General features: G+C 72.2%; 26 protein-coding genes, 1 tRNA gene and 1 pseudogene. 10 read left to right on the top strand and 18 right to left on the bottom strand.

Features of this window, described 5'->3' with window-relative positions; translation table 11 throughout:
• Positions 1 to 105: 105 nt before the first annotated feature.
• On the top strand, positions 106 to 414 hold the full coding sequence (locus K4S16_RS32395) for a type II toxin-antitoxin system VapB family antitoxin (protein WP_149262870.1): 309 nt from the start codon (positions 106 to 108) through the stop codon (positions 412 to 414).
• Here the strand turns inward: K4S16_RS32395 and K4S16_RS32390 are convergent, their stop codons facing one another.
• The 7 genes and pseudogenes from K4S16_RS32390 to upp form a co-directional block, all read right to left on the bottom strand.
• Complete coding sequence (locus tag K4S16_RS32390; RefSeq protein WP_149262869.1) at positions 415 to 1,668, bottom strand: MFS transporter; 1,254 nt, start codon at positions 1,666 to 1,668, stop codon at positions 415 to 417.
• Positions 1,669 to 1,819: 151 nt separating this feature from the next.
• Positions 1,820 to 2,518 (bottom strand): FadR/GntR family transcriptional regulator, encoded by a 699-nt coding sequence (locus K4S16_RS32385; RefSeq protein WP_149262868.1) that lies wholly within the window; start codon positions 2,516 to 2,518, stop codon positions 1,820 to 1,822.
• 128 nt (positions 2,519 to 2,646) lie between these two features.
• Positions 2,647 to 4,089, bottom strand: coding sequence for a helix-turn-helix transcriptional regulator (locus K4S16_RS32380; protein WP_149262867.1), 1,443 nt, complete (start codon positions 4,087 to 4,089; stop codon positions 2,647 to 2,649).
• Between the two features lie 607 nt (positions 4,090 to 4,696).
• Positions 4,697 to 5,206 (bottom strand): annotated as a pseudogene (locus K4S16_RS32375) (PH domain-containing protein); the annotation flags it as partial.
• 7 nt (positions 5,207 to 5,213) lie between these two features.
• Positions 5,214 to 5,372 carry a hypothetical protein gene (locus tag K4S16_RS45265; RefSeq protein WP_200842246.1) on the bottom strand — a complete coding sequence of 53 codons (159 nt, stop codon included), beginning with the start codon at positions 5,370 to 5,372 and terminating at the stop codon, positions 5,214 to 5,216.
• A gap of 101 nt (positions 5,373 to 5,473) precedes the next feature.
• The gene (locus tag K4S16_RS32370; RefSeq protein WP_149262865.1) at positions 5,474 to 5,734 is read right to left on the bottom strand and encodes a hypothetical protein; all 261 of its coding nucleotides are present in this window, start codon (positions 5,732 to 5,734) and stop codon (positions 5,474 to 5,476) included.
• 176 nt (positions 5,735 to 5,910) lie between these two features.
• Complete coding sequence (gene upp, locus K4S16_RS32365; RefSeq protein ID WP_149262864.1) at positions 5,911 to 6,549, bottom strand: uracil phosphoribosyltransferase; 639 nt, start codon at positions 6,547 to 6,549, stop codon at positions 5,911 to 5,913.
• Between the two features lie 194 nt (positions 6,550 to 6,743).
• On the opposite strand from upp, the gene K4S16_RS32360 reads away from it, so the two are divergent.
• Entirely contained in the window at positions 6,744 to 6,956 is a 213-nt protein-coding gene (locus K4S16_RS32360; protein WP_149262863.1) for a hypothetical protein, read from the top strand.
• A gap of 155 nt (positions 6,957 to 7,111) precedes the next feature.
• On the top strand, positions 7,112 to 7,597 hold the full coding sequence (locus tag K4S16_RS32355; RefSeq protein ID WP_149262862.1) for a tRNA adenosine deaminase-associated protein: 486 nt from the start codon (positions 7,112 to 7,114) through the stop codon (positions 7,595 to 7,597).
• A 133-nt stretch (positions 7,598 to 7,730) separates the two neighbouring features.
• On the opposite strand, the gene K4S16_RS32350 is transcribed toward K4S16_RS32355, so the two are convergent.
• Entirely contained in the window at positions 7,731 to 9,050 is a 1,320-nt protein-coding gene (locus K4S16_RS32350; protein WP_149262861.1) for an alkaline phosphatase family protein, read from the bottom strand.
• A gap of 186 nt (positions 9,051 to 9,236) precedes the next feature.
• Here K4S16_RS32350 and K4S16_RS32345 point away from each other — a divergent pair, with 186 nt between their 5' ends.
• The 3 genes from K4S16_RS32345 to K4S16_RS32335 all read left to right on the top strand — a co-directional run bounded on the left by K4S16_RS32345 (position 9,237) and on the right by K4S16_RS32335 (position 10,247).
• Positions 9,237 to 9,674, top strand: coding sequence for a hypothetical protein (locus K4S16_RS32345; protein ID WP_149262860.1), 438 nt, complete (start codon positions 9,237 to 9,239; stop codon positions 9,672 to 9,674).
• Between the two features lie 37 nt (positions 9,675 to 9,711).
• Positions 9,712 to 10,149: a tRNA adenosine(34) deaminase TadA gene (gene tadA, locus K4S16_RS32340; protein ID WP_200842255.1), complete on the top strand. Its 438-nt coding sequence runs from the start codon at positions 9,712 to 9,714 to the stop codon at positions 10,147 to 10,149.
• A 10-nt stretch (positions 10,150 to 10,159) separates the two neighbouring features.
• A tRNA-Ser gene (locus K4S16_RS32335) sits at positions 10,160 to 10,247 on the top strand.
• A gap of 138 nt (positions 10,248 to 10,385) precedes the next feature.
• Here K4S16_RS32335 and K4S16_RS32330 read toward each other — a convergent pair.
• From K4S16_RS32330 to K4S16_RS32315, 4 genes are all read right to left on the bottom strand, one after another.
• A complete protein-coding gene (locus K4S16_RS32330; RefSeq protein ID WP_149262858.1) occupies positions 10,386 to 10,895 on the bottom strand; it encodes a hypothetical protein in 510 nt (169 codons plus the stop codon).
• A gap of 325 nt (positions 10,896 to 11,220) precedes the next feature.
• Positions 11,221 to 12,099 (bottom strand): EamA family transporter, encoded by an 879-nt coding sequence (locus tag K4S16_RS32325; RefSeq protein ID WP_149262857.1) that lies wholly within the window; start codon positions 12,097 to 12,099, stop codon positions 11,221 to 11,223.
• Positions 12,099 to 12,764, bottom strand: coding sequence for a B3/4 domain-containing protein (locus tag K4S16_RS32320; RefSeq protein WP_149262856.1), 666 nt, complete (start codon positions 12,762 to 12,764; stop codon positions 12,099 to 12,101). Before K4S16_RS32320 ends, K4S16_RS32325 begins: the two co-directional genes overlap by 1 nt.
• A 119-nt stretch (positions 12,765 to 12,883) precedes the next feature.
• A complete protein-coding gene (locus K4S16_RS32315; RefSeq protein WP_149262855.1) occupies positions 12,884 to 13,321 on the bottom strand; it encodes a MarR family winged helix-turn-helix transcriptional regulator in 438 nt (145 codons plus the stop codon).
• Between the two features lie 86 nt (positions 13,322 to 13,407).
• Here K4S16_RS32315 and K4S16_RS32310 point away from each other — a divergent pair, with 86 nt between their 5' ends.
• Both K4S16_RS32310 and K4S16_RS32305 read left to right on the top strand, forming a co-directional pair.
• Entirely contained in the window at positions 13,408 to 14,610 is a 1,203-nt protein-coding gene (locus K4S16_RS32310; RefSeq protein WP_149262854.1) for an alpha/beta hydrolase, read from the top strand.
• A gap of 145 nt (positions 14,611 to 14,755) precedes the next feature.
• On the top strand, positions 14,756 to 15,340 hold the full coding sequence (locus K4S16_RS32305) for a helix-turn-helix domain-containing protein (protein ID WP_149262853.1): 585 nt from the start codon (positions 14,756 to 14,758) through the stop codon (positions 15,338 to 15,340).
• A gap of 102 nt (positions 15,341 to 15,442) precedes the next feature.
• On the opposite strand, the gene K4S16_RS32300 is transcribed toward K4S16_RS32305, so the two are convergent.
• The gene (locus K4S16_RS32300) at positions 15,443 to 15,901 is read right to left on the bottom strand and encodes a helix-turn-helix domain-containing protein (RefSeq protein WP_149262852.1); all 459 of its coding nucleotides are present in this window, start codon (positions 15,899 to 15,901) and stop codon (positions 15,443 to 15,445) included.
• 82 nt (positions 15,902 to 15,983) lie between these two features.
• On the opposite strand from K4S16_RS32300, the gene K4S16_RS32295 reads away from it, so the two are divergent.
• Complete coding sequence (locus K4S16_RS32295; protein ID WP_149262851.1) at positions 15,984 to 17,309, top strand: MFS transporter; 1,326 nt, start codon at positions 15,984 to 15,986, stop codon at positions 17,307 to 17,309.
• 269 nt (positions 17,310 to 17,578) lie between these two features.
• Here the strand turns inward: K4S16_RS32295 and dnaN are convergent, their stop codons facing one another.
• The 3 genes from dnaN to K4S16_RS32280 form a co-directional block, all read right to left on the bottom strand.
• Positions 17,579 to 18,733, bottom strand: coding sequence for a DNA polymerase III subunit beta (gene dnaN / locus K4S16_RS32290; protein WP_149262850.1), 1,155 nt, complete (start codon positions 18,731 to 18,733; stop codon positions 17,579 to 17,581).
• A gap of 74 nt (positions 18,734 to 18,807) precedes the next feature.
• Positions 18,808 to 19,296, bottom strand: a complete 489-nt coding sequence (locus K4S16_RS32285; RefSeq protein WP_149262926.1) for a methylated-DNA--[protein]-cysteine S-methyltransferase — start codon at positions 19,294 to 19,296, stop codon at positions 18,808 to 18,810.
• Positions 19,297 to 19,327: 31 nt separating this feature from the next.
• Complete coding sequence (locus K4S16_RS32280) at positions 19,328 to 20,800, bottom strand: AlkA N-terminal domain-containing protein (protein ID WP_149262849.1); 1,473 nt, start codon at positions 20,798 to 20,800, stop codon at positions 19,328 to 19,330.
• 178 nt (positions 20,801 to 20,978) lie between these two features.
• Between K4S16_RS32280 and K4S16_RS32275 the strand changes: the two genes are divergently transcribed.
• On the top strand, positions 20,979 to 21,341 hold the full coding sequence (locus K4S16_RS32275) for a nuclear transport factor 2 family protein (RefSeq protein ID WP_149262848.1): 363 nt from the start codon (positions 20,979 to 20,981) through the stop codon (positions 21,339 to 21,341).
• Positions 21,342 to 21,400: 59 nt separating this feature from the next.
• Here the strand turns inward: K4S16_RS32275 and K4S16_RS32270 are convergent, their stop codons facing one another.
• Positions 21,401 to 22,156, bottom strand: coding sequence for an SDR family NAD(P)-dependent oxidoreductase (locus K4S16_RS32270; RefSeq protein ID WP_149262847.1), 756 nt, complete (start codon positions 22,154 to 22,156; stop codon positions 21,401 to 21,403).
• A 9-nt stretch (positions 22,157 to 22,165) separates the two neighbouring features.
• Positions 22,166 to 23,554, bottom strand: coding sequence for an MFS transporter (locus K4S16_RS32265; RefSeq protein WP_149262846.1), 1,389 nt, complete (start codon positions 23,552 to 23,554; stop codon positions 22,166 to 22,168).
• Positions 23,555 to 23,630 lie beyond the last annotated feature (76 nt).

The following is a 23,630-nucleotide window of genomic DNA, read 5'->3' as shown; positions in this document are numbered from 1 at the left end:
GCCGGTTGACCTGCGCCGTAACTGGTTTACCGAATCCGGCAAGTGGAGTGACGGATGTTGTTGCGCTGCCTTCTCCGCGCCCTTGCCAGCCCTTAGACTCGAAGGGTGATCTTCAAGTCGGTGGGTGAAGGAAGGCCCTATCCCGAGCACGGTCTATCGTCCCGGGACTGGGCCAAGATCCCTCCTCGCCAGGTCCGCCTCGACCAGCTCGTCAGCACCAAGCGGGAGATGGACCTCCAGTCCCTGCTGTCGAAGGACTCCACCTTCTACGGCGACCTGTTCCCCCACGTCGTCCAGTGGCAGGGCGAGCTCTACCTGGAGGACGGCCTGCACCGGGCGCTCCGGGCGGCCCTCCACCAGCGGCAGGTCCTGCACGCCCGGGTCCTCGACCTGGACGCCGTCGACATGGGCTGATCAGCGGGTGCGGGCGGGCTCGGGCGCCGGGAGGGACTTCGGCTCGACCAGCCGCGCCGGCTCCGCCGGGTGGACGAACCCGGGCCGCGCGGCCAGCAGGCCGACCACCACCTCGGGCACCACCAGCACGAGCAGCAGGGCCACCGGAACGTTCCAGCCGCCCGTGGCCTCGTGCAGGATGCCGACCGCGAACGGGCCGGCTGCGGCGAGGAGGTAACCGCCCGTCTGCGCCATCCCGGACAGGCCCGCGGCCACCGAGGGGCTCGGCGAGCGGAGGCTGAGCAGCGTGAAGGCCAGCGGGAACGCGCTGCCGGTGCCGATGCCGAGGATCACGACCCACGCCCAGCCGGCGGACGGGGCGAGCAGCAGGCCGACCAGGCCGACGACCATCGTGGCCGCGACGGCGAGGACGAGGGGGCGCTGGTCGCGGAGGCGGGCGGCGAACACCGGCACGACGAAGCCCAGCGGGATCCCGACGATCAGCATGGTCGAGACCATCATCCCGGCGGTCGCGGCCGGGTGGCCGGCGTCCTGCATGACCTCCGGCAGCCACGACATGAGCACGTAGAACATCAGTGAGGCCAGGCCCATGAACGCGGCGACGGACCAGGCCGTCAGGGAGCGCAGCAGCGATCCCCCGGCGCGCGGGGCGGTGACCGGGGCGGTCGGGGCGCGGCGGCCCCGCACGGCGAGCGGGCCCCACACGAGCGCGGCGATCAGCGACGGGACGGCCCAGACCGCGAGGGCGAGGCGCCAGCCGCCCGCCTCCGCCAGCGGCACCGCGAGCCCGGCGGCGATCGCGCCGCTGGCCGCCATCAGCATCATCGCGAGCCCGGTCAGCGAGCCCAGGCGGGTCGGGAACGCGCGCTTGATCACGGCTGGCATGAGGACATTGCCCATCGCGATGCCTGCGCCGGCGACGATCGTGCCGAAGAACAGCGAGACCGGGGACTGCACCACCCGCAGCACGATCCCCGCGGTGATCATGACGAGGGAACCGGCGATCACGGTCTCGGCGCCGAACCGCCGCGCGGCGACCGGCGCGACGGCCGCGAAGACGCCCAGGCACAGCACCGGCAGCGTGGTGAGGACGCCGGTCTGCGCACCGGACAGCCCGAACGCGTCCCGCAGGTCGCCGAGCACGGGCGAGATCCCCGTGATCGCGGCGCGCAGGTTGATCGTCAGCAGCACCAGGCCGATGAGCGACCACACGGCCGCGGCCCGGGTCACCGGAGTCGTCGTCGAGCTGTTCATGTCACCTTCGTCGTTCGGCCGCCACGAGCGCGGGATCGCCGCGCCGAGCGGTGGTTCTGCTGCGTCCGGTGCCATGCGTTGACGGCCGCCGGGCACCACGACGACCGCCCGTGAGGTGGGCGAGACCCGATACGGGCTTGCGCTTACCGCGTCAGGACTCCTGCGGAGCTTTTGCAGGAGCGGTGAGGGCGGAGGCGAGGATCTGGTCGAGACACGCATGGGTCGCATGGGTCGCGGCGTCCGCGTCCCCCGCCTCGATGGCCGCGGCGATGGGGCCGTGCGGCACGTCGGCGTGTTCGAGCAGGCTCCCGGCCGCGCCGATGCTGGCCCGGAGCGCGGCGCTGAAGTCGCGGTACAGGTCGGTCAGGACGCGGTTGTGGGTGGCCTCGACGACGGCGGTGTGGAATTCGAGGTCGGCCTCGACGAACGCCGAGTGCTCGCCCGCCGCCCATGCCGCGTCCCTGCGCGCGAGGGCGACCGCGATGGCGGCGATGTCGGCCTCCGTGCGCCGGGTCGCGGCGAGCCTGGCCGCCTCGACCTCGAACCCCCGCCGGACCTCCAGGATCTCGACGAGTTCCGCCCGCTCCAGCCGCCGCCGGACGGCCCCGGACAGCTCGCTCGTCGCGCGCACGTACGTCCCGTCGCCCTGGCGGCTCTCCAGAAGCCCCGCGTGGGTCAGCGCCCGCACGGCCTCCCGGACGGTGTTGCGCCCGACGCCGAGCGTCTCCGACAGCACCGGCTCCGGCGGGATCTTGGCGCCCACCGGCCAGCCGCCCCCGGTGATCTCGCCCCTGAGCTGCTCGATCACCTGGTCGACCAGCGAGGACCGCCGTGCCGTCCGCAGAGTCACCCGAACCTCCAGTCAACCAGTCATCCCATGTCTGGATGATACGACATCCGCGCTCCGCGCTTTATTCCGCCCCGACACAGGACGAGGCGGCACGCGCTGTCGCGGCCGCCTCTCCTACCCCTCGGGTCTTAGCGCTGGGCGCTCACAGGGACGAGGTTGAAGACCGACAGGCCCGCCGCTTCCAATGCCTGGCGGTAGGCGGTGGCGGCGTTGTCGGAAGACCCGGTCAGTTCGTAGAGCTCGCCGAGTTCCCGGTAGAGGTGCGCCGCCGGACGGCCCTTGGGAAGGGTCGCCAGCTGCTCGGAGGCGGCGCGAAGGACGACCTCCGCGGCCGTGGTGTTCCCCTGGGCGACCCGTGCACGGGCAAGGACAAGGCGGGCCAGAACGGTCTTCTGGGTGCGGACGCCCATCTCGTCCGCGGGCTGAGGCGCCAGCGAGGAGTCGCTCGCGGGGGCGGCGAGGGCCATGCCGGTGTCGAGGAACTGTTCGAGCGCGGCGATGGCCTCGTCCAACTCGCCGATGAGGACGAGCGCGCGGGCCTTGGCGATGGTGCTCTCGGTGGACTCGGCGTCGTCGAGGCCGGTCGCGGTCTGGAGGAGGGTGAGCGCCTCCTGGGCCGCCTCGCGGGTGCCTTCCTGGCGCGGACGCTCGAACCCGTACTCACCGGGCGGCGCGGCGTCGGGCGGCGCGGCGACGGAGAACGGCTCGACGCCCCTGAGTAGCGCTTTGGCTCCGGCGAGGGCGAGGCGCGCCTCCGCCTGCCTGGGGGGCGTGTCCGTGCGCGCGGCGAGGGCCTGGTCGGCGAAGTAGAGGGAGTCGCCGACCGCAGCCTCGTCCAGGGCGCGCATGCTGGCCCGCTGGTAGTGGACGCTCAGCGGCTCGGCGTCCTCGCCCCCCTGGGGATGGAGGAGGCGGCGTCCCAGCTCGTGGGCGCGGGCGGGATCGGAGCGATCCACATAGGCGAGCAGCAGGATGCGTCCGGCCTCGGTGTACTCGTGGCCGGCATGGAGGCCGAGCCGCTCCAGCCGTTCGAGGGCGCGCTCGCCGAGCGCGATGGCCTGCCCCAGGTCGCCGACGGCGTGGTACGTCCGGGCCAGCGCGATCACCGGCGGCAGCCAGCTGGCCCGGCCCGGGTCGCGCTCGGCCTGCTCGCGCAGCTCCTCGAACAGCGCGATCGCGCGGTCGGTGCGGCCCAGCTCCTCGAGGGCGCGGGCGCGGCCCCAGCGGGCGCGGGCCGTGAGGTCCGGGTCGTCGCTGCGGGCGATCACCTCGTCGAACCCGGCCTCGGCCGTGGCGGCGTCCCCGCGCAGCAGGGCCAGGTGGGCGTGGCGTTCCCGCACCTCCAGGTGGGCGCGCTGCTCAGGCTCGACGCCCTCGGCGAGGTACTCGGGGGTGCAGCCGAGACGCTCGGCCAGCATGCGCAGGACGGTCGGCGTCGGCGTGCGCTTGCCCGACTCGATCAAGGAGATGTAGCTGTCGGAAAGGTCGTGACCGGCGAGTTGTGCCTGCGACAAGCGTCTGGTCAGCCGCAGGTTGCGGACACGTTCGCCGACGTTGCCTGGACCCGGCATGTGGACTCACTTAGCGGAAGTAAACAGGCGGCTGGGGTGCCGACATGATTGCACATTGCGAGTTATCGCACATCGAGAGCAAGGAAGCGGCAGAAGACGAGACCGGCCGCGGGGCCCGCGCGCACGGGCCGCGAGGTTCGCCGGTTCGCGCCGGCGGCCCCTCCCGTCGATCGCGACGTCTGTCACCGGGCCGACGGTATCCGACCATCTGCCCAAGATCGCATAGACCGCCGATATTGATCAGTCCGCCGCGTTTTCCGGCCAGTTCCGGCCGCCCGGTTGCGCCGTCCCCGGAGGTGGGACCGCTCCCGCGGAAGCGCCCCGACCCCGGGCCGGGCGAGCGGGCGGCGTGCGCGGGACAAGACGGGCATGATCCGGACCGTCCCGCATGGTCTCGGCCTCACTCCGGAGACCTTCGCCTCACCGGCGACCGGCCCGGGCAGGCACAGCGCTCCCGCGGCTCGCGGGCGGCGTCACCGGGAGCGGCGCGGAGCTAGACCTCCCCGTCGGCGCCGTCGTCCTTGGGCATCGACGAGGTGGGGGCGTCCTCCCGCGGGCGGGGCCGCGGCGGCGGGGGCGGGGGCAGCTTCTCCTCGGGCGCCGGGTTCTTGTTCGGGAAGATCATTTCGCAGACTTCGAGGTAGAGCTGCTCGGGATAGGGCAGGAAGGGCACGTTGGTGAGCGCCTGGTCCTGACCGGCGGACTCCAGGACGAACTCCCCGTAGCCGAGCATGCGGCCCGTGATCGTCCGCTTGAAGCTCATGTCGGTGACCTTGGCCAGCGGCATCATCGCGACCTTGCGGGTGATGAGGCCGGTGGTGAGCAGCATCCGCTGGTTGGTGATGACGAAGTAGTCGACGGACCACTCCGCGACCCGCCACACGAACCAGGCGAGCAGGATCAGCCAGCCCCACCAGACCCAGCTGAAGACCGCGCCGCCGCTCTCGGCGAGCGTCTGGCTCAGCATGCCGGCGAGGATGAGGCCGCCGAGCAGGAGCCCGACCGGGACCATCAGCACGGCGGGGTGCCGCCGTACAGTGATCACCTGGTTCTCGTGGGGGAGCAGGTACTTGTTGACGGATGCCGGCGCGGAGTCGCCGGGGGTCACGAGCCTCATGCCGGCCTCAGGCGAGCGAGTTGACGAAGGTGGCGAGGGAGTCGGCGGCCGACGAGATGCCGGACGCCGCGGTATCCACCGATCGGGCCGCGCTGTCCGGCTGCGTGATGACGTAGAACGCCACGAAAGCCGCGGCGGCCCACGTGATGTACTTCTTGGCCGGCACGGCTGCCTCCCGGAGCGTTGACCCACGGACCCCGGGTTCAGTTTCGCACAGCCCGCACCGGCGGCAAAGCAGCGCGTCGTCGCGCGGCACGGGCCCCTCGGCTAGGGCGCGTTGTCGAGCGACGAGCGGCGCGCCTTGCGCCGCTTCTCGGCCGCGACCGTCGCCAGCACCTCCAGGTGCCGGCGCGCGATCCGCTCGACGAGGGCGGGCGGCGCCGATCCGGTGACCTCCTCGGCGCCGTACCGCGCGGCGGAGACGCACCGCTCCACCGTGTCGGCGCCGTGGACCTCGCGGAACTCCTCGGTGAGCCTTTCCCCGATCTCGGTGTAGCGCGGCAGGTCGCCATCCCCTGGGTGAGCCATCATGTGTCCCCGAAGCTCGCTCGCGCCGCCCGGTCCGTAACGGTCCCCTGTGCCGGGACGGCGGAGGGGAACGCGCGCTCGCGTTCCGTAAGGGTGGTGGTACCCCCGCGCCGTCCGGAACGAACATCGCAGGTCACGTCGGGTCTCGGCGGGGCCGAGAGGCTCCGGCGGGCGGGTCAGACGACGCCGTAGAGCCGGTCCCCCGCGTCGCCCAGGCCCGGCATGATGAAGCCCTGCTCGTTGAGGTGGGAGTCGATCGCGGCCGTGACCACCTTGATGGGCGCCGAGATGTCGGAGAACGCCTGCTCCAGGTACTTCAGCCCCTCAGGGGCGGCGAGGAGGCAGAGCGCCGTCACGTCGTCGGCGCCGCGCTCGATCAGCAGCCGGATGGCGGCGGCGAGCGTCCCGCCGGTCGCGAGCATCGGGTCGAGGACGTAGCACTGCCGCCCGGACAGGTCGTCCGGCAGCCGCGTCGCGTAGGTCTCGGCCTGCAGGGTGCCCTCGTCGCGGACCATGCCGAGGAAGCCGACCTCGGCGGTGGGCAGCAGCCGCGTCATGCCGTCCAGCATCCCGAGGCCCGCGCGCAGGATCGGTACCACGAGCGGCTTCGGGCTCGCGAGCTGGACGCCCTGCGCCTGGACGAGCGGCGTCTGCACGGTGACCTCGGCGACCCTGACGTCGCGGGTCGCCTCGTAGGCGAGCAGGGTGACCAGTTCGTCGGCCAGCCGGCGGAACGTGGGGGAGTCGGTGCGGGCGTCCCGCAGCGTGGTGAGCTTGTGCGCGACGAGCGGGTGGTCGACGGCGAGGGTCTGCATGCGCTCACCGTAGCCCACCGGCCGGGGCGGTCCGGGGCCGCAGGATAGGACGCCGCTGAGCTGGGCAGGATGGCCATATGAACAGCGAGAGCGATCAGCAGCCGAGCGGCCGCTCTTGGGTCCGGGGCTCAGCCCCCGATCCGCCCGCGCCCACCTCGGCTCCCGGCTCAGAGCCCCCGTCCGCCGACCCCGCGGTGACCGAAGTCACAGGTGAGGACTCCCCGACGCGCCCCGGACCCCAGGGCGACATCTCCCCCGAGCAGGTGCGCGAGCACCTCCGCCGCAGGGCGGTCTTCCTGCGCGAACTGGCCGAGGCGCGCGAGCTGCGCCGCCGGGTGACCCCTCACCGCTCCCGGCGCGCGCGGATCCACGCGGCACTTCGCCGCCGCACGTTCCGCATCAATTGATCCAGATCGGTTAGGTTCATGCCGCCGGGCACCGGAATCCGGCGCTGACTCCCGGCATCACGGCCGGGTGCGGCGGCGAGTTTGGTGGTGGGGCACGCGAGTGCGCGCCGCATCTGCGACCATGCCCTGGCAGGAGACGTGCCGGTGGGGTGGAAATGACGGATGTGGACGCGACGGACTTCGCCGTCGTGGTGTACCGGGAAGACGAGGGCTGGGAGGCCGAGATCCTTCCGGTGGCGCTGACCGAGGACCTCGCGGGGCTGATCCATGCCCTGCGCCAGCAGCCGAGCCTCGGCGGCACGGTCGGCCTGGTCTCGGTCGGCGACGACTTCTTCGTCGCGATCCGCCTGCTCGGCGACGAGGTCATGGTGTTCCTGTCGGACGTCACCGCCTCGGTCGACTGGCCGCTCGCCGGCCAGGTGCTCGACTACCTGGACATCCCGATCCCCGACGAGGAGGAGCTCGACCAGGTCCTCCCGGTCGGCGACATGTCGATCTTCGCCGACCTCGGGCTGGACGAGATGGAGCTCGGCGCGATCTCCGGCGACCTGGAGCTCTACCCGGACGAGATGCTGCTCAGCATCGCCGGCCGCATCGGTTTCGCCCCCGCCTTCGAACGCGCCCTCGACACCATCTCCTAGCCGACCCGACTCCGGGCGGGCAGATCAGAGGGCCACTCCGGCCAGGTGGGCGTCGCCGTCGCCGGTGGGCTCGACGCCGTCCATGGCCCGTTGACCGCCGCCATCAGCCGGTTCGGCGTCGATCGCTGAGCGGTCAGCGGGGGAAGCCCTTGCGGCGGGCGTAGTCGTACAGGCCCGCCCAGTCGTCCCCGGTGTGGCTGTGCTGCGGGTCGAGGCAGCCGAGGCTGATCGGCCGCCTGGCGTCGTAGCGGGGCGCGTGCAGGTCGGGCGGGTCGGTGAAGTTCAGGACCTCGGCGATGTTGCGGGCCTCGGCGTCCCGCACGGTCAGCGGCTCCAGGCCCCAGCGCCACTCGATCGCCTTCAGGACGGACGTGTGGTCGTACACCTCGTGCGCGACGGCCCCGCGCCGCGCCCGCGGGGAGATCAGCAGGCACGGGACGCGGAAGCCGCGCAGCGCGGTGCCGAGGTCGGGCCGCGGGTCGGGGCCCTCCGGCGGCGGGACGTGGTCGAAGAACCCGCCCCACTCGTCGTAGTTGATCACGAAGAGGGTGCGGGGCCAGTTCGGCGAGGTGACGAGCGCCCTGTAGACCTCGTTGAGGAAGGCCTGCCCGAAGCGGATGTCGGCGAGCGGGTGCTCGTCCTCGGACATGCCGGGCAGGAAGAGCTCGCCGAGGAAGGCGGGCTCGACGAAGCTGACCGCGGGCAGCCGCCCGTTGCGGGCGTCGTTCCGGAACTCCGCGATGTTCCGGCTGATGTCGAGGTGCCGCAGGCCCCACAGCGCGGTGAACGGGACGTCGCTGAAGTAGTACCGGCAGGAGACGCCCTTGGCCTTGAGGCGGTCCCAGACGGTGGTGGTCTCGGAGATCGTCAGCGCGTTGGAGATCCGGTCGGTCTGCCCGGCGTGCTGGAAGATCCGGTTGGGGAACGTGGACGACATGATCGCCGGGAAGTAGCGGTCGCAGACCGTCCAGTCGAGGGCGGCGTGCCCGTGGAAGCCGAGGTCGGGGCCCTCGTAGTAGCCGATGGAGAACACGTCGTTGTCGCCGGCGCGCAGCCATCCGTCGCACTCGCCGCCGTTGTACTCGGTCCTGCCGCCCTGGTAGGAGTGGTCGGGATCGTTGAAGCCGCAGCCCCACGGCACCTTCAGGTGGTGGGTGTCGTGCGCGTTGCCGTCGGCGTCGGTGAAGGTGAGCCCGGCCTGGCGGCCGTCCGCGCCGGGCAGCCAGCCCATGTAGTGGTCGAAGGACCGGTTCTCCATCATCACGACGACGATGTGGTCGATGCCGGACTCCTCCGGATCGGGAAGCTCGGCGATCGGGGCGCGCTTGGCGGCGGCCAGCTCCGCCGCGTGGGCCTGGGTGGACGAGCCCCCGGCGGCGCCCGCCGCGATGATCGCCGCGGCGCCCGCCGTCCCCGCCAGAAAACCGCGCCTGGTCAGTTCGTCCGCACCCATGGCACTCCTCCCGGGATGGCGATCGCTGAGCAGTATGCGGATTCGGGTGACGCGGGGGAAGAACGCCGGACGTCCGCCACCGGACGAGAACGCGAAGTTTATTCACAACCGTTTCCGGGCACCCGGCCGCCGATTCCCGTGCGCGGGGGGTGTGACCGGGTCGGCCGCCTGGGCCACAATGAGCACGTGTCCTACTTCGCCGCCGTGTTCGCGCAGACCCCCCAGGGCTGGGTCGGGACGGAGGCCGTGCTCGCAGAGGCGGAGAACGTCGACGACGTCGCCGACCTGATGCGGGAGGCCGCCTTCGAGTCCTCCGGAGATCCGGTCCTGCTGCTGGTCGAGCAGGACGACGACTGGTTCGCGATCGTCCGGCTCGACCGCGACGACGAGCCGCGCGCCTACATCTCCGCCGTCCGCGAGGACGGGCTCGGCTCCCTGTTCCAGCAGCTCGTCGGCGAGGTGCCGGAAGGCGACGCCGCCGGCGACGCCGACCTGCTGGAGGACTTCGACCTCGACGCCAAGCGGCTCGGCGAACTCGGCGAGCGCGCCCTCCCCGGCGACGCGCTCCTCACCGTCGCCGAGCATGCCGGCTTCGGCGAGGAGTTCGACCGCCTCCGTGACTGACGCGCGCGATCCGGTCGTCGAGCGGTTCCGTCCGGCGATGCTCCGGGCCCTGGAAGCGGCCCGGGAGGCCGCCGAGGACGGGGAGATCCCGGTCGGCGCCGTCGTCCTGGACGCGTCCGGCGAGATCATCGGAACGGGCCGCAACGAGCGCGAGCGGACCGCCGACCCCACCGGCCACGCGGAGATCGTCGCGATGCGGCGCGCGGCGGCGGCGCTCGGCGGGTGGCGGCTGTCCGGCTGCACGCTCGTCGTGACGCTGGAGCCGTGCACGATGTGCGCCGGGGCGTCCGTCCAGGCGCGGCTGGACCGCGTCGTCTACGGCGCGGTCGACCCGAAGGCAGGCGCGGTCGGGTCGCTGTGGGACGTCGTCCGCGACCGCCGGCTCAACCACCGCCCCGAGGTGATCGCCGAAGTCATGGCGGAGGAGTGCGCCGCCCCGCTAATCGAGTTCTTCGCGCGCCGCAGAGTCGGGTAGGCTCTCCCGCGGTGGTGTCGCCTAGTGGACGAGGGCGCACGCCTCGAAAGCGTGTGAAGGGCAACCTTCCGTGGGTTCGAATCCCACCACCACCGCCACGTTGGACTGGCAGGACGTCAGGGGCGGCACCCTCCCGGGGGTGCCGCCCCTGACGCGTCGGGCCCTGGACGCCGCGCCGCCGCTCGCGCGACCGCGACCCCGAGAGATCTGGAACCCCGGGTGTCCGCTTCGGCCGCTCAGGGGTTGTCCACCCAGGCCTGCAGCCTTATCTCGCTGGTGTAGTTGGTCATGTAGTTGTACAGATGACCGTTATTTGCGTTGCACCAGACGGTCGCCGTTTCGAGGTACCCGGTGCGGGGAAGCGAGACGGAGCACTGCGCGAGCAGCCATTTGAGGTGGCTCGATTTGACGTAGAAGATGACGGCCGCCCCTCCTTCGCCGCCGTAGTTCCGAAACGTTCCGGCGACATTGCATCCGGAGTACTTGTCGCACGACCCACGGAATTCGATCGAAACGGTTCTGAACTTCGGCCGGTCCGGGATTGAAGGCCGCGGGGGGCGGGCGCCCGAGTTCCCGTTGGGAACGCCACCCGCCTCAGGGGGTGTTCCAGAGGACCCGGGAGCGGGCTTCTTCGTGATCCCTTCGAGCAGGTTCACGCCGGTGAGCTCATTGAAGCCGATGAGGGTGGTGATGATCGCGGCGACGATGCCCGTCCACGTGGCGATGCTGCGCTGGGGCTCGTCCAAACCATACCCCCGGAAGGAAAGAGAGCCATCCGTCGAGACGCACAACTCGAGCCGGTCCCCGGAGTATATTGTACCAAAAATTACGGCCTGGCCATATCGACCGCGGGATTTGTCCGAAAAGAAGATGTGCGCCCTTGCGGGCAGCGGCCAGGAAATTAGTACCTTGAGGATTAGTCGCCCTGGCGCGTTATTCGGCGAACTAAGACGCCCCAGCCGTGCATGCCATGCCGGGGAATTCCGATCCAATACCACCGCCACCGCAAAGGCCGCCGTCCCGCATTCGGGAGGGCGGCCTTTCTCCTTGCGGACGTGCCGGTGAACGACCTCAGCCGACCGTGACGAGGGCGACGCCCGCGACGGCGACGGCCATGCCGACGCGTTGGACGGCGCGCAGGCGTTCGCTGTAGGCGACTCTCGCCAGCAGGACGGTGATCGCCGGGTAGAGGGACGTCAGGACGGCCGCGAGGCTGAGCATGCCGCTGTGGACCGCGAGGAAGTACAGGACGTTCGCCCCCGCGTCCAGGCTGCCGGACAGCAGCGCCAGCACGATCAGCGTCCGCCCGGTCAGCCTCGGACCCGCGTTGGCGCCGCGGGCCGCCAGGAACAGCAGCGCCACGGCCACGATCGCGAGGTTGCCGAGGCGGGCGCCGACGATCGGCCAGAGCCCGGTGCCGTCCCCCGCCTCCTTCAACAGGACGAAGAACACGCCGAAGCAGGTACCGGACAGACCGGCCATGACGGGGCCGGAGTCCAGCAGGCGGCGGCGCCCGCCCGTGCCCGCCGCTGCCGCCTCCTCGCCGTTCGCCTCCATGCTGACGAGGCCGATCGCGACGAGGCAGAGCAGGACGCCGAGCAGGACGGACGGGTCGAGCCGCTCGCCCTGGGCGACGCCCACCGCGACCGGGAGCACCGCCGCGGCCAGCGCCGACACGGGCGCCACCACGCTCATCGGGCCGCGCGCGAGGGCGCGGTAGAAGGCGATCAGCCCGCCGCCGCCGCTGAGCCCGGCCACGAAGCCCCAGGCCATCGGGCCCGGGCTCGGGTGCCCGCCGGTGAGCAGCGCCGACACCAGCACGACGCCGAGCCCGATCGGGACGCACCAGGTCAGCGCCCTGATCGCGGTCGAGCCGCGGGTCACGGTGCCGCCGAGGAAGTCGGCGACCCCGTAGGCGAGGGCGGCGGCCAGCGCGAGAACCGTGACCATCACCGTCCGCCGATCAGCCTGGTCTGGATCCGCACCCCGGGCGAGATCGCCCGCAGCCGCTCCGCGAGCCGGTCGCCGGCCTCGGCCAGCCTGTCCAGCGGGTACGGCTCAAGGCGTTCGAGCAGGAAGAGGCCGTTCTTGGTGTCCTCGGTCAGGCGCGTCCGGACGCACTGGCGCCAGTTCCAGCGCCGGCAGGTGACGCCTTGGTCGTCCCGCCAGACGACCTCGCCGGGGGTCGGGTGCTCGACCGCGGGCTCGCCCCCGGCGATCACGTCGAACGGCTCGTCGCCGGTGGCCCTGACCAGGCGCGCCGGGCCCTGGTAGGCGTCCAGGTCCTCGCCGCCGATGGGCAGCGCGTACTCGACGCTCACCGCGTTGTAGGCGTCCACGACCCGGTTGATGGACGGGAGGGCGTCGGCGCGGCGCAGCAGCGCGTCCACCGAGGGCCGGGTCCGCTGCGGTTTGGCGCCGAACGCCCGGTACGCCTCGCGCCACGCCTCGACGTGCGGGTCCCCCGCGTCCGCCGCTTGCGCGGCCTCGGCGAGCCACCCCTCACCGACCTCGTCGCTCGGACCGTTTCCGAGCCCCTCGGCGGTCATGACGAGCACGGCGAAGTCGGGACGCAGCTCCCGCACGGCCTCGTCCACCACGATCCGCTCCAGCATCCCGTTACTCCCCTCCGGCGGTCATTTGAGTGAACTCAAAAGTTCATCATACCGACCGAGGAGCGTCCCGGGGGACCCTCCCCCAACACGCGGACGCCGCCGGTTGTTCTCCTGGGCGCTCACTCGGGTTCGGGAAGCGCACGGACCAGGTCGAGCAGGCGCCGGACGTCCGGCAGGACGTCGTCGAGGCCGGCCTCGACGAGCGCGGCGGCCGCCCGGTCGAAGTAGGGCTGCCGGGCGGCGATGACGCGCTGGACGAGGTCCTCGCCATCCGGCGTGAGGGTGAGGTCGGTCCGGCGCCCGTCGTGGGGCGAGGGGCGGCGCTCGATCCACCCGGCGGCGGCGAGCCGGTCGGTGAGCCGGCTGGGATGGCCGGGGTCGGCGGCCATCCGGGCGCCGAGGTCGGCGATGGAGACCGGCTGCCCGTCGGCGATGATCAGCAGCGCCTCGGCCTGGACGGCGGTGACGCCGAGGGGGCGCAGCAGGTGGTTGAACCGCCGCTCGACCTCTCGCTGCGCGGTCTTCAGGGCCATGAGCAGTTCGAGTACGGGCTCCACGAGGGGAAGTCTATTGCTTTATGTGTCATGACATGCATAAGCTCGGCACCGACAAATATGTGTCATGACACAGAAATGGGTCTCGGATGCGCAGGATCAGGTTCTCCCGGACGCCGGCGTTCGACTTCGAGGCGCTGCGCGGGCTGTGGACCGCGGCCTACGACGGCGGCGAGGTCGGCGAGGTCGCCGCCGTCATGGCGCGGGTCCGCCGAGGCGACTTCGAGTCGTGGTACCGCGAGTGGTCGGCGATGGCGGACCGCGTCGCGGCGCGAGGACGGGCGTACGGCGAGCCCGTGTCCCGGGGCACCGCGATGCTCCGGGCCGCCAACTACTGGCGGCAGGCCGAGTTCTTCCTGGACGCGACGGACCCGCGCCGCGCCGCGGCCGCCACAGCCGGCAGCGACCTGTTCGACGCGGGGCTGGAGGCCCTCGGCACGGACGTGACCCGCGCCCGCATCCCCTACGACGGCGCCGACCTGGAGGCGCTGTTCATGGCCCCCGCCGACCCGGACGCCCGCACGGTGCTGGTCGTGCAGGGCGGTTTCGACTCCACGCTCGAGGAGTTGTACTTCATGATCGGCGCCGCGGCGGTGCGCCGCGGCCACTGCGTGCTGATGTTCACCGGCCCGGGACAAGGGTCGGCGCTGCGCGAGCACGGCATGCCGTTCACCGCCGAGTGGGAGCACCCCACCCGGGCCGTGCTCGACTGGCTGGGCGGGTTCGTAGAGGCCCGGCTCCTGGTCGGCGTCGGCATCAGCTTCGGCGGCCACCTCCTCGCCCGGGCCGCCGCGTTCGAACCGCGCTATGACGGTGTCGTCCTGTACGACTACTTCCCCGGCATGCTCACCGCGTTCCTGCACAACGTGCCCCGGCCGGTGCGCGGCGCGTTCCAGCGCATGCCTTGGTGGATGCGGCGCGCCGTCCCCCTGTACGGCAAATTCGACGCCCAGGCCCGCTGGGGGATCGGCAACGCGCTCTGGACGTTCGGAGCCGCGACGCTGCCCGGCCTGATCGACGCGATGCGCCCCTTCGACGACCGCGACTGGGCCGGCGACATCACCGCGGACGGCCTCGTCCTGCTGGCCGAGCGCGAGCACTTCTACGACCCCGCGCTCGGCCACGACTTCGCGGCCCGGCTCACCGGCGCCCGCTCGGTACGGGTGCACACCTTCGCCGAGGCCGACGGCGGGCACCTGCACTGCCAGAACGGCGCCCTCCAGCAGGCCCACGAGGTGATCTTCGACTGGGTCCACGGCCTGGCCACCGGCGCGGTCCCCCGGCGCGCATGACCGCGCGAACCGGTACCGGTCCCTCTCCGCGGGTGCACATTCAGTGGTGAGCACCGAGACGGCGCATGTCCCCACCTGTGATGGTGGGATCGTTGGAGACGTCGGATCACGGGCCGTGCGCGGCCGTGCGGGCGGGAGGCCGGGGTTGAGTGGGCAGGAGACCGGGTCGGTCGGGCAGGAGGCGATCGGCGAGGCCGTGGCGCGGACGGTGCGCGCGCTGCGGGCCGGGCACGGATGGAGCCTGGACGAACTCGCCGGGCGCGCCGGGGTGAGCAAGGGCGTGCTGGTCGGCCTGGAGCAGGGCCGCGGCAACCCGAACCTGGGCACGCTCATCCGGATCTCCGACGCGCTCGGGGTGGCGCTGACCCGGCTCGTGCAGGTGGAGGAGGAGCCGCCGGTGCGGCTGTTCCGGCCGGAGCGGCACGTCGTCCTGTGGGAGGGCGAGCACGGCGGGACGGGGACGCTGCTGGCAGGCAGCGATCCGCGGCCGTCGCTGGAGCTGTGGAACTGGGCGCTCCAGCCCGGCGAGACGCGCGAGAGCGACGCCCATGTGCCGGGCACCAAGGAGATCGCGTACGTCCAGGAGGGCACGCTGACGCTGGGCGTGGACGGCCGCACGGACCTCGTCGAGGCGGGCAGCGCCGCCGTGTTCGCAGGCGACCGCCCCCACTCCTACGGCAACGCGGGAGAGAAGGAAGTCCGCTTCGTCCTGGCCGTCCTCGACCTCTGACCCCACCGCGACACGGCCGAGCGGGGTTCCGCTCCGTCTCGGCCGCCCTCGACCTCCCGTTCCCACCCCAACGTCGGCGAATGCGAACCACCGGCTCGGGGGTCAGGTGGGACGTTGGACCGACGTCGTGTCGCTTGTCAGGGGTGAGCCGTCCGCCGCCACGGGCAGGAGTTCGGGGACGCGGGCGCCGTCGCCGTCGACCAGGACCGAGTGCGCTTCGCCCGCCTTGAAGGCGTGGCGCTCGCCCCACTGCCGCAGGGTGACGATCACGGGGAAGAGGTCCTTGCCGGCGTCGGTGAGCGCATAGAGCCTGCGCCTGCCAGAAGGGGCGTCCACCTGGGCGAGCAGGCCGTGCGCGGTGAGCTTGCGGAGCCGGTCGGTGAGGATGTTGCGCGCGATGCCGGTGCGCTGCTGGAAGTCGGTGAACGAGCGGGCGCCGTCCATCGCGTCGCGGATGATCAGCAGGCTCCAGCGGTCGCCGACCAGGTCGACCGTGCGGGCGACGGGGCAGTTCGGGTCCGTCCACGCGTGGTCCTGCCCGTCGGCGGTGTCGCGCGCCATCACCCCTCCAATGAGTTGCGTATTGAAACCATACTGACCTACGCTCCGGTTAGTTTCAAAATGAAACCAATTGGAGGTTTTCATGCCCTGGAGGACGAGGCTGCTGCTGGCGTCTGTGTGCGGTGTCGCCGTCGCGAGCGTCTACGCCGGACAGCCGGTGCTCGGGCCGATGGGGCAAGACTTGGGCGTTCCGGTCGGCACGGTCGGCCGGCTCGTGGCCACCGGCCAGCTCGGCTACCTGGTGGGGCTGGTGCTGCTGGTGCCGTTGGGCGACGTGTTCGACCGCAGACGCCTGATCGCCGCCCACCTCGCGTTGGTGGCCGCCGGGACGGCGATCACCGCGGCCGCCCCGTCCGCTTGGGCGGCGTACTCCGGTCTGGCCGCGGCGGGCGTGTTCGCGGTGGTGGTGCAGACCGCCGTCGCGTACACGGCGTCCGTCTCGCCGCCCGCAGAGCGCGGCCGCAACCTCGGCATCGTGACGTCGGGCGTGGTGATCGGCATCCTGGGCGCGCGCGTCGTCGCGGGCTTCCTCGCAGACCTGTGGGGATGGCGGAGCATCTACCTGGCCCTGGCGCTCCTCGCCGCCGTCCTCGCACTGCTCGCCCTCGCGCTGCTGCCTGCGGACGTCCGCCCGGACGCGGCCCGTTACGGGCAGGTCCTCCGGTCCTTCGGGGGGCTCTTCGGGCAGCCGGTGTTCCTCAGCCGCGGGCTGATCGCGTTCTTCCTGTTCGCCTCGTTCGGCACCCTGTGGAGCGGCATGGCCCTGCCGCTGACCGGTGCGCCGTGGCACCTCGGCGAAGCGCAGATCGGCCTTTTCGGCGTCGCCGGGCTCACCGGGGCGCTCGGTGCCGCCCGGTCGGGACGCTGGGGCGACGCCGGGCACGCACACCGTGTCACCGGCATCGCGCTCGCCCTCCTGATCGCCTCCTGGGCGGCGATCGGACAGCTCCCGTGGTCGCTGCCGCTGCTGGTCCTCGGCGTGATCCTGCTCGACTTCGCCGTCCAGGTCGTGCACGTGAGCAACCAGCACACGCTCGCCGCCGCCTACCCCGACCGCACCAGCACCACGATCGGGGCCTACATGGTCTTCTACTCGCTCGGCTCCGCCCTGGGAGCGGCCGCGACCACCGCCCTGTACGGCGCCACCGGCTGGACCGGCCCCACCGCCCTAGGCGCGGCACTCGCCCTCTGCGCCCTCGCCACCTGGGCAGCGTCCACCACCCTCAAGCCACGCCACACGCCCCCTCACCCCCAGCCCAGCCGTCCAGAAAGCAAAGAGGGCTCCCTACGGCCGGAGCGTGCATTTAGCCGCGACGTGCGCGCAGGCGAGGCGCGCGGAGAGACCGAACGCGCCTGCAGGCGCAACCCGTCGCGAAGGCGGAGCACGCATGGAGGCAGGCGCGCGTGAAGGCTGGGCGCGCGTGAAGGCAGGCGCGACGGGAACCCGCAGGTACTGGGGCTAAGGCCTGACTCGAAGTGGCCTCGGCCACGCGCGCGAACGCGTGACCTGCCCGGTGGAGCGAAGCCGGAGGCGAGCGGAACCGGGCAGATCGCGAAGCGATGCCGCGTTCGCCCAGGCCCGGTCACGTAGCGAGCCGCCAGGCGAGCGGAGTGGGCCGGGACTGTGTAAACACAGCCGCCAGGCGAGCGAAGTGGGCCGGGACTGTGTAAACACAGCTAGCTGGTCAGGCGGACGGGCATGGCCAGGTAGCGGTAGCCGGTGTCGGCGCCTTCGGCGGCGGCGTCGGACTCGTCGTCGTCCTTCTTGTCGGGGATGGCGGTGAGGAGGGCGGCCTTGGTCGGACCCGAGCATTCGAGGCGGGCGTACTCGGTGTCGATGCCCGCGAGGCCGTCCAGCAGGTACTGGGGGGCGAACGCGATGTCGATGTCCTCGCCGTCGAGGCGGACGCCGAGGCTCTCGTTGGCGCGGGCGGAGTCGCCGGTGGCGGCGCGGACGCGGACCTCGTCGGCGGTGAAGGCCAGCCGGACCGGGGTGCCGCGCTCGGTGACGAGGGCGGCCCGCTTGATCGCCTCGACGAACGGGGCGACCGGGATCTCGGCGACCGAGGTCCAGGTGCCGGTGAGCCGCGACCGGTAGTTGATGTACTGGTCGTCGAGGAGGCGGCTGGTCATGCTGCGGCCGCCGCCGGAGATGCCGATGAGGGTGTCGGCGGTGCCGCCGAGGCCGATGGAGACGTCGGCGCCGCGCCTGATCGCCTTGGCGGTGTCGGCGAGGGTGCGGGCGGGGACGACGACACCGGCGGTGAAGTCGGGGTCTTCGGGGGACCAGGTCAGCTCGCGGGCGGCGATGCGGTAGCGGTCGGTGCAGGCGAGCCACATCGTGTCGCCCTCGATGTCGATCCGGACGCCGGTGAGCATGGGCAGGGTGTCGTCGCGCCCGGCGGCGGGGGTGACCTGCGCGACGGCGGCGGCGAACAGCTCGCCGGGGACGGTGCCGGCGACGGCGGGCGGCTCGGGGAGGGTGGGGTAGTCCTCGACGGGGAGCGTGAGGAGGCCGAACTCGGCGGGGCCGCAGCGGACGACGACCTCGGAGCCCTTGGTGAAGACGTCGACGGGCTCGCTCGGGAGGTTGCGGACGATGTCGGACAGCAGCCGCCCGGGGACGAGGACGCGGCCCGGCTCCGCGACGGCCGCCTCGTCGGTGGCGTGGGCGGACACCTCGTAGTCGAACGCGGCGAGGGTGAGCTCGCCCCCGTCGGTGACCTCGATGAGCATCCCCGCGAGGATGGGGAGCGCGGGACGTGCCGGCAGCGTCCGCGCGGCCCACGCCACGGCGTCGGCGAACGTCTGGCGGTCGACTCGGAACTCCACTCGATCAGCCCTTCTCAGGTTGGACGGCCTTCACGAGCACGCTAACCCCCGCCTCGGACATTCCTCCGCGAGGGTCAGAACAGCGCGTTCTCGGAGGTCCTGGTCTTGCGTTCGAAGTCGAGGAGGTAGCGCTTGCGGTCGAGGCCGCCGCCGTAGCCGGTGAGAGACCCGGTGGACCCGACGACGCGGTGGCAGGGGACGATCACGCCGACCGGGTTGCGCCCGTTGGCGAGGCCGACCGCGCGGGACGCGGACGGGCTGCCGATCTCGACGGCGAGTTCGCCATAGGTGACGGTCTGGCCGTAGGGGATCTCCTGGAGCGCCGCCCAGACGCGTTGCTGGAAGGGCGTTCCGTGGAGGCGGAGCGGCAGGTCGAACTCGGTCAGTTCGCCCGCGAAGTACGCGGCGAGTTGCTCGGCGACGGTCGCGAAGGGCTCGTCCCCGGGGTCGCCGGGTGCGCCGAAGGTCTCCTCGGACGGGCGGTGCCGCTGCATGTCCATGTAGAGCCCGGACAGGGCACCGTCGGTCGCGACCAAGGTGAGCGGCCCTACGGGGCTTTCCATGACGACGTGCGTTGTTTCCACGGCGGTTCCTTCAGTTCGCGGGGAGCAGGTTGATGGGGTGGTCGAGGGTGGCCCACAGGTACTGGACGGCGTAGGCGCGCCATGGCCGCCATTGTGCGGCGCGCCGGGTGAGGGCCGCAGGAGTCGCGGGGAGGCCGAGCGTCGCGGCGGCGGCCCGGATGCCCAGGTCGCCTGGGATGAACGCGTCCGGGTCACCGAGGGCACGCATGGCGATGCTCTCGACGGTCCACGGACCGAAGCCCGGGAGGGCCGACAAGCGCGCGCGGGCCTCGTCCCAGTCGCTCCCTACGCCGAGGTCGACCTCCCCCTTGGCGAGGGCGTCGACAAGGGTCGTGAGGGTGGTGCGGCGGGTCTTGGGGAAGGCGAGGGTCTTCGGGTCGAGTTCGGCAAGGGCGGCAGGGGTCGGGAACAGGTGCGTCAGCCCGCCGCCCGGGTCGTCTATGGGGTCGCCGTAGGCGGTGACCAGGCGCGCCGCATGGGTGCGGGCCGCGGCCGTCGACACCTGCTGGCCGAGGACGGCGCGGACGGCGAACTCGGGGGCGTCCACGGTGCGGGGCACGCGCCGCCCAGGGGCCTTGTCGATGAGAGGGGCGAGGACGGGGTCGGTGCGGAGCAGGTCGTCCACGGCGACGGGATCGGCGTCGAGGTCGAGCATCCAGCGGCAGCGGCTGATGGCGATCGGGAGGTCGCGCAGGTCGCTGAGGCCGAGCGTGCAGGCGACGTGGTCGGGCTGGGGACGCAGGGTGGCGATGCCGTGTCCGTGGGGCAGCCGCATGGCGCGGCGGAACGAGCCGTCCCGCCATTCCTCGACGCCTGGGACGGCGGTGGCCGCGAGGTGCCCGAACAGGTTGTCCGGGCACAATGGGGCCCGGAACGGCAGCCGCAGCGACAGCGCACCGGGCCCGGCCGGCGGGTGCCCCTTGGCGACGCGGTCGCGCAGCGCGGACGGGGTGAGGGCGAACACCTCTCGGACGGTGTCGTTGAAGGCGCGGATGCTGGCGAACCCCGCCGCGAACGCCACGTCGCCCATGGGAAGGGCCGTCGTCTCGATGAGCAGCCGAGCCGTCTGCGCGCGCTGGGCCCGTGCCAGGGCGAGTGGACCAGCGCCCAGTTCGGCGCTGAGCTGACGCTCGATCTGGCGCGTGCTGTAGCCGAGCCGTGCGGCGAGCCCGGGAACGCCATCCCGGTCGACGACGCCGTCCGCGATGAGGCGCATCGCCCTGGCCACGACGTCCGCGCGGTGGTTCCACTCGGGGGAGCCTGGGGACGTGTCGGGGCGGCACCGCTTGCAGGCACGGAACCCCGCCTGCTGGGCGGCGGCGGCGCTCGGGTAGAAGCGCATGTTCTCCGGCTTGGGCGGCACCACGGGGCAGCTTGGACGGCAGTAGATCCCCGTGGTCACGACCCCGGTGAAGAACCATCCGTCGAAGCGGGCGTCCTTCGACTGGACGGCCCGCACGCACCTTTCCACGTCCTCGTGCATGCCTCCAGCATCACCGATGGTCAGGGGGATCCACTGGCGGGAATCCGACATCATCGTCGCGGTCCGGGCCGCCGGAGGCGCGGGCATGACCTCCCAGGTAATCGATCTTCCGTCGCGGACCCGGCAGCGTAGGGGTCATCGGGGCGACGAACCCGAACGATCAGACGGGAGTCATGACATGAGCGATGTGCAGCAGCGGGTCGAGCGCTACCTGGCCGTGTGGAACGAGACCGACCCGGCCGCCCGGCGCGCCGCGATCGACGAGCTGTGGACGGAGAACCCGGTCTACGTCGACCCGCTCGGCGTCGCCGAGGGGCGGGACGCGATCGACGCGTTCGTCGGCGCCGCGCAGCAGCAGTTCCCCGGCCTGGTGTTCCGCGGCGCGGGGACGGTGGACGCCCACCACAACGTGGCCCGCTTCACCTGGGAGCTCGGCCCCGAAGGCGGCGAGGCGATCGTGGTCGGCTTCGACGTGGCGACGTTCGACGACGAGGGCCGGTTCGACCGGGTGACCGGGTTCCTCGACAAGGTCCCGTCCTGACCTCTGCCTGCGATGGGGGGCCGGCGTGCCGGACGCCCGCGACGTCCGGCACGCCTCGTTCAGAGTTGCCGCAGCGCTCCCCCGTCCACGGCCCATTCGGCGCCCGTGACCTGGGCGGCCAGCGGTGACAGCAGGAAAGCGATGACCCGTGCGACGTCCTGGGGCGTGCCAAGGCGTCCGGTGGGGAGGCGCCGTTCGTCCTGGACGAATCGCTGGATCGCCTCCTCCACCGGTAGGCCGTACTGGTCGGCCAGCTGGTCGGCGAACCCTCCGGGCTCGTCCCAGAGGCGCGTACGGGTGGGGCCGGGCGCGACGACGTTGGAGCGGATGCCGCACCGGCCGAACTCCCCCGCAAGCGTCTTGGACACCGACAGCAGCGCCGTCTTGGACGCCGCATAGTCGACCAGAGGCGTATCGGGAAACCGTGCGGCTTCGCTGGAGACGTGCACGATGCTTCCCGCACCCTGGTCGATCAGCGCGGGCAGCGCGGCTCGGGCCATGCGCACGGCCGCGTGCAGGTTCAGTTCGAACGTCGCGTGCCATTGGGCGTCGGTGACGTCGAGGAACCCGATCCGGGATTCGAGGGCGCCGGCGTTGTTGACCAGGCCGTCCAGGCGCCCGTGCCGTTCCAGGGCGATGTCCACGACGCGTTGGGCCGCCTCAGGCCGGGTGAGGTCGGCGGCCACGTCGACGGGGGAGCGCGCCACCCGGACGGCGTGGGCGCCCTCGCGGGTGAGGAGGTCGGCGGTCGCCTCACCGATCCCGGCGGACGCGCCGGTCACGATGTAGACCCTGCCTTCGAGTTCGAGATCCATGGCGTCCCCCTAGGACCGGCGCAGGAATGCCCCGGCGAGGGCCGCGCCTGCAAGGACGATCGCGACGTTCACCGCCGTCGCCGTGTGGACGCCGCCCAGGACGGACGCGTTCGCGGTGGCAACGGCGCTCATCACGGGGATGCCGAGGGTGATGGCGACCTGCTGTGTCATCGTCGCGAGCCCTGTCGCGAGGCCCTGCTCACCGTCCGGCAGCCCCGACGTCGCGATCCCCATGAACGCGACGATGGCGACGAGGTTCCCGAATCCCCCGATCGCGGTGGCGACGAGCAGCAGGCCCAGGCCGCCGCGCGTCTCTCCCAGGCCCAGCAGCGCGGCGGTCGCGGCGGCCTGCAGGACGAGCCCGGACACGAGCGTCCCCCGGCCGCCGAGCCGCCCCATGACGCGGGGCGCGGCGACGCCTCCGGCGAACGTCCCGGCGCCGAGGACGCCGAGCGCCAGCCCGGTCGCCAGCGGCGAGAAGTCCAGGACCTTCTGGAGGTAGATCGTCATCAGGAACACCAGCGACGTCTCCGTGGCGAACGCGACGAACCCGCCCACGTTGCCCCAGGTGACGGTGCGCCGGGTGAGGACGTTCAGCGGCGCGAGCGGAGCCGGCGAGCGCCGCTCGACCAGCACGAACGCGACGAGAAGCAATGCGGCGGCGGCCAGCGTGCCGAGCGCGGCGGGGGACCCCCACCCGGCCGACCCGGCGGAGGTGATCCCGTAGACGAGGGCGAGGAGGCCGCCGGTCACGGTCACCGCGCCCGGAACGTCCAGCCTCGCCCTGTCCCTGGAACGGCTCTCCGCGACCACGGCGGGCGTGACCGCGAAGATCAGCACCGCCACCGGGACGTTGACCAGGAACGCCCAGCGCCAGCTCAGCAGGTCGGTCAGCAGCCCGCCGAGGATCGCGCCGACGGTGAACCCGGCCGACATCAGCGCGCCGCTGAGCCCGAGCGCCCGCGTCCGCATCGGCCCCTCCGGGAACGACGTGGTGAGCAGCGAGAGGGCGGCAGGCGTGGCGATCGCCGTGGCCAGGCCCTGGAGGACGCGTCCGGTGAGCAGCACCGCCGGGGACGTGGCCAGCCCGCCGATCAGCGAGCCTCCGGCCAGGAGCGCCATGCCCAGGAGCAGCATCCGGCGCCGCCCGGCCAGGTCGGCCACACGGCCGAACAGCAGCGTGAACCCGGCGGCGGGCAGGGCGAACGCCGTGGCGATCCATTGGAGTTCGTCCAGTCCGAAGCCCAGTCCGCGACCGACTACGGGCAGCGCGACGTTCAGGATGGAGAAGTCGATGGCGAGCATGAACTGCGCGCCGAGCAAGAGGGTCAGAACCAGCTTGTGCCGTGACGACATCCGCTCTGGAGGAGCGGACACGGCGGTAGTGAGTGCGGTCATGGCAGAGACCCTCGTCGCGTTGGCCCCGCCTACCCAGTCCCCGCCAGTTCGTACCACTCCCAGTAGCAGGCTCAGC

The organism is Actinomadura sp. K4S16 (assembly GCF_008327685.1).
Classification (GTDB): domain Bacteria; phylum Actinomycetota; class Actinomycetes; order Streptosporangiales; family Streptosporangiaceae; genus Spirillospora.
The sequence above is the reverse complement of the archived record's forward strand: the minus strand, read 5'-3'. Positions and strand labels throughout refer to the sequence as shown.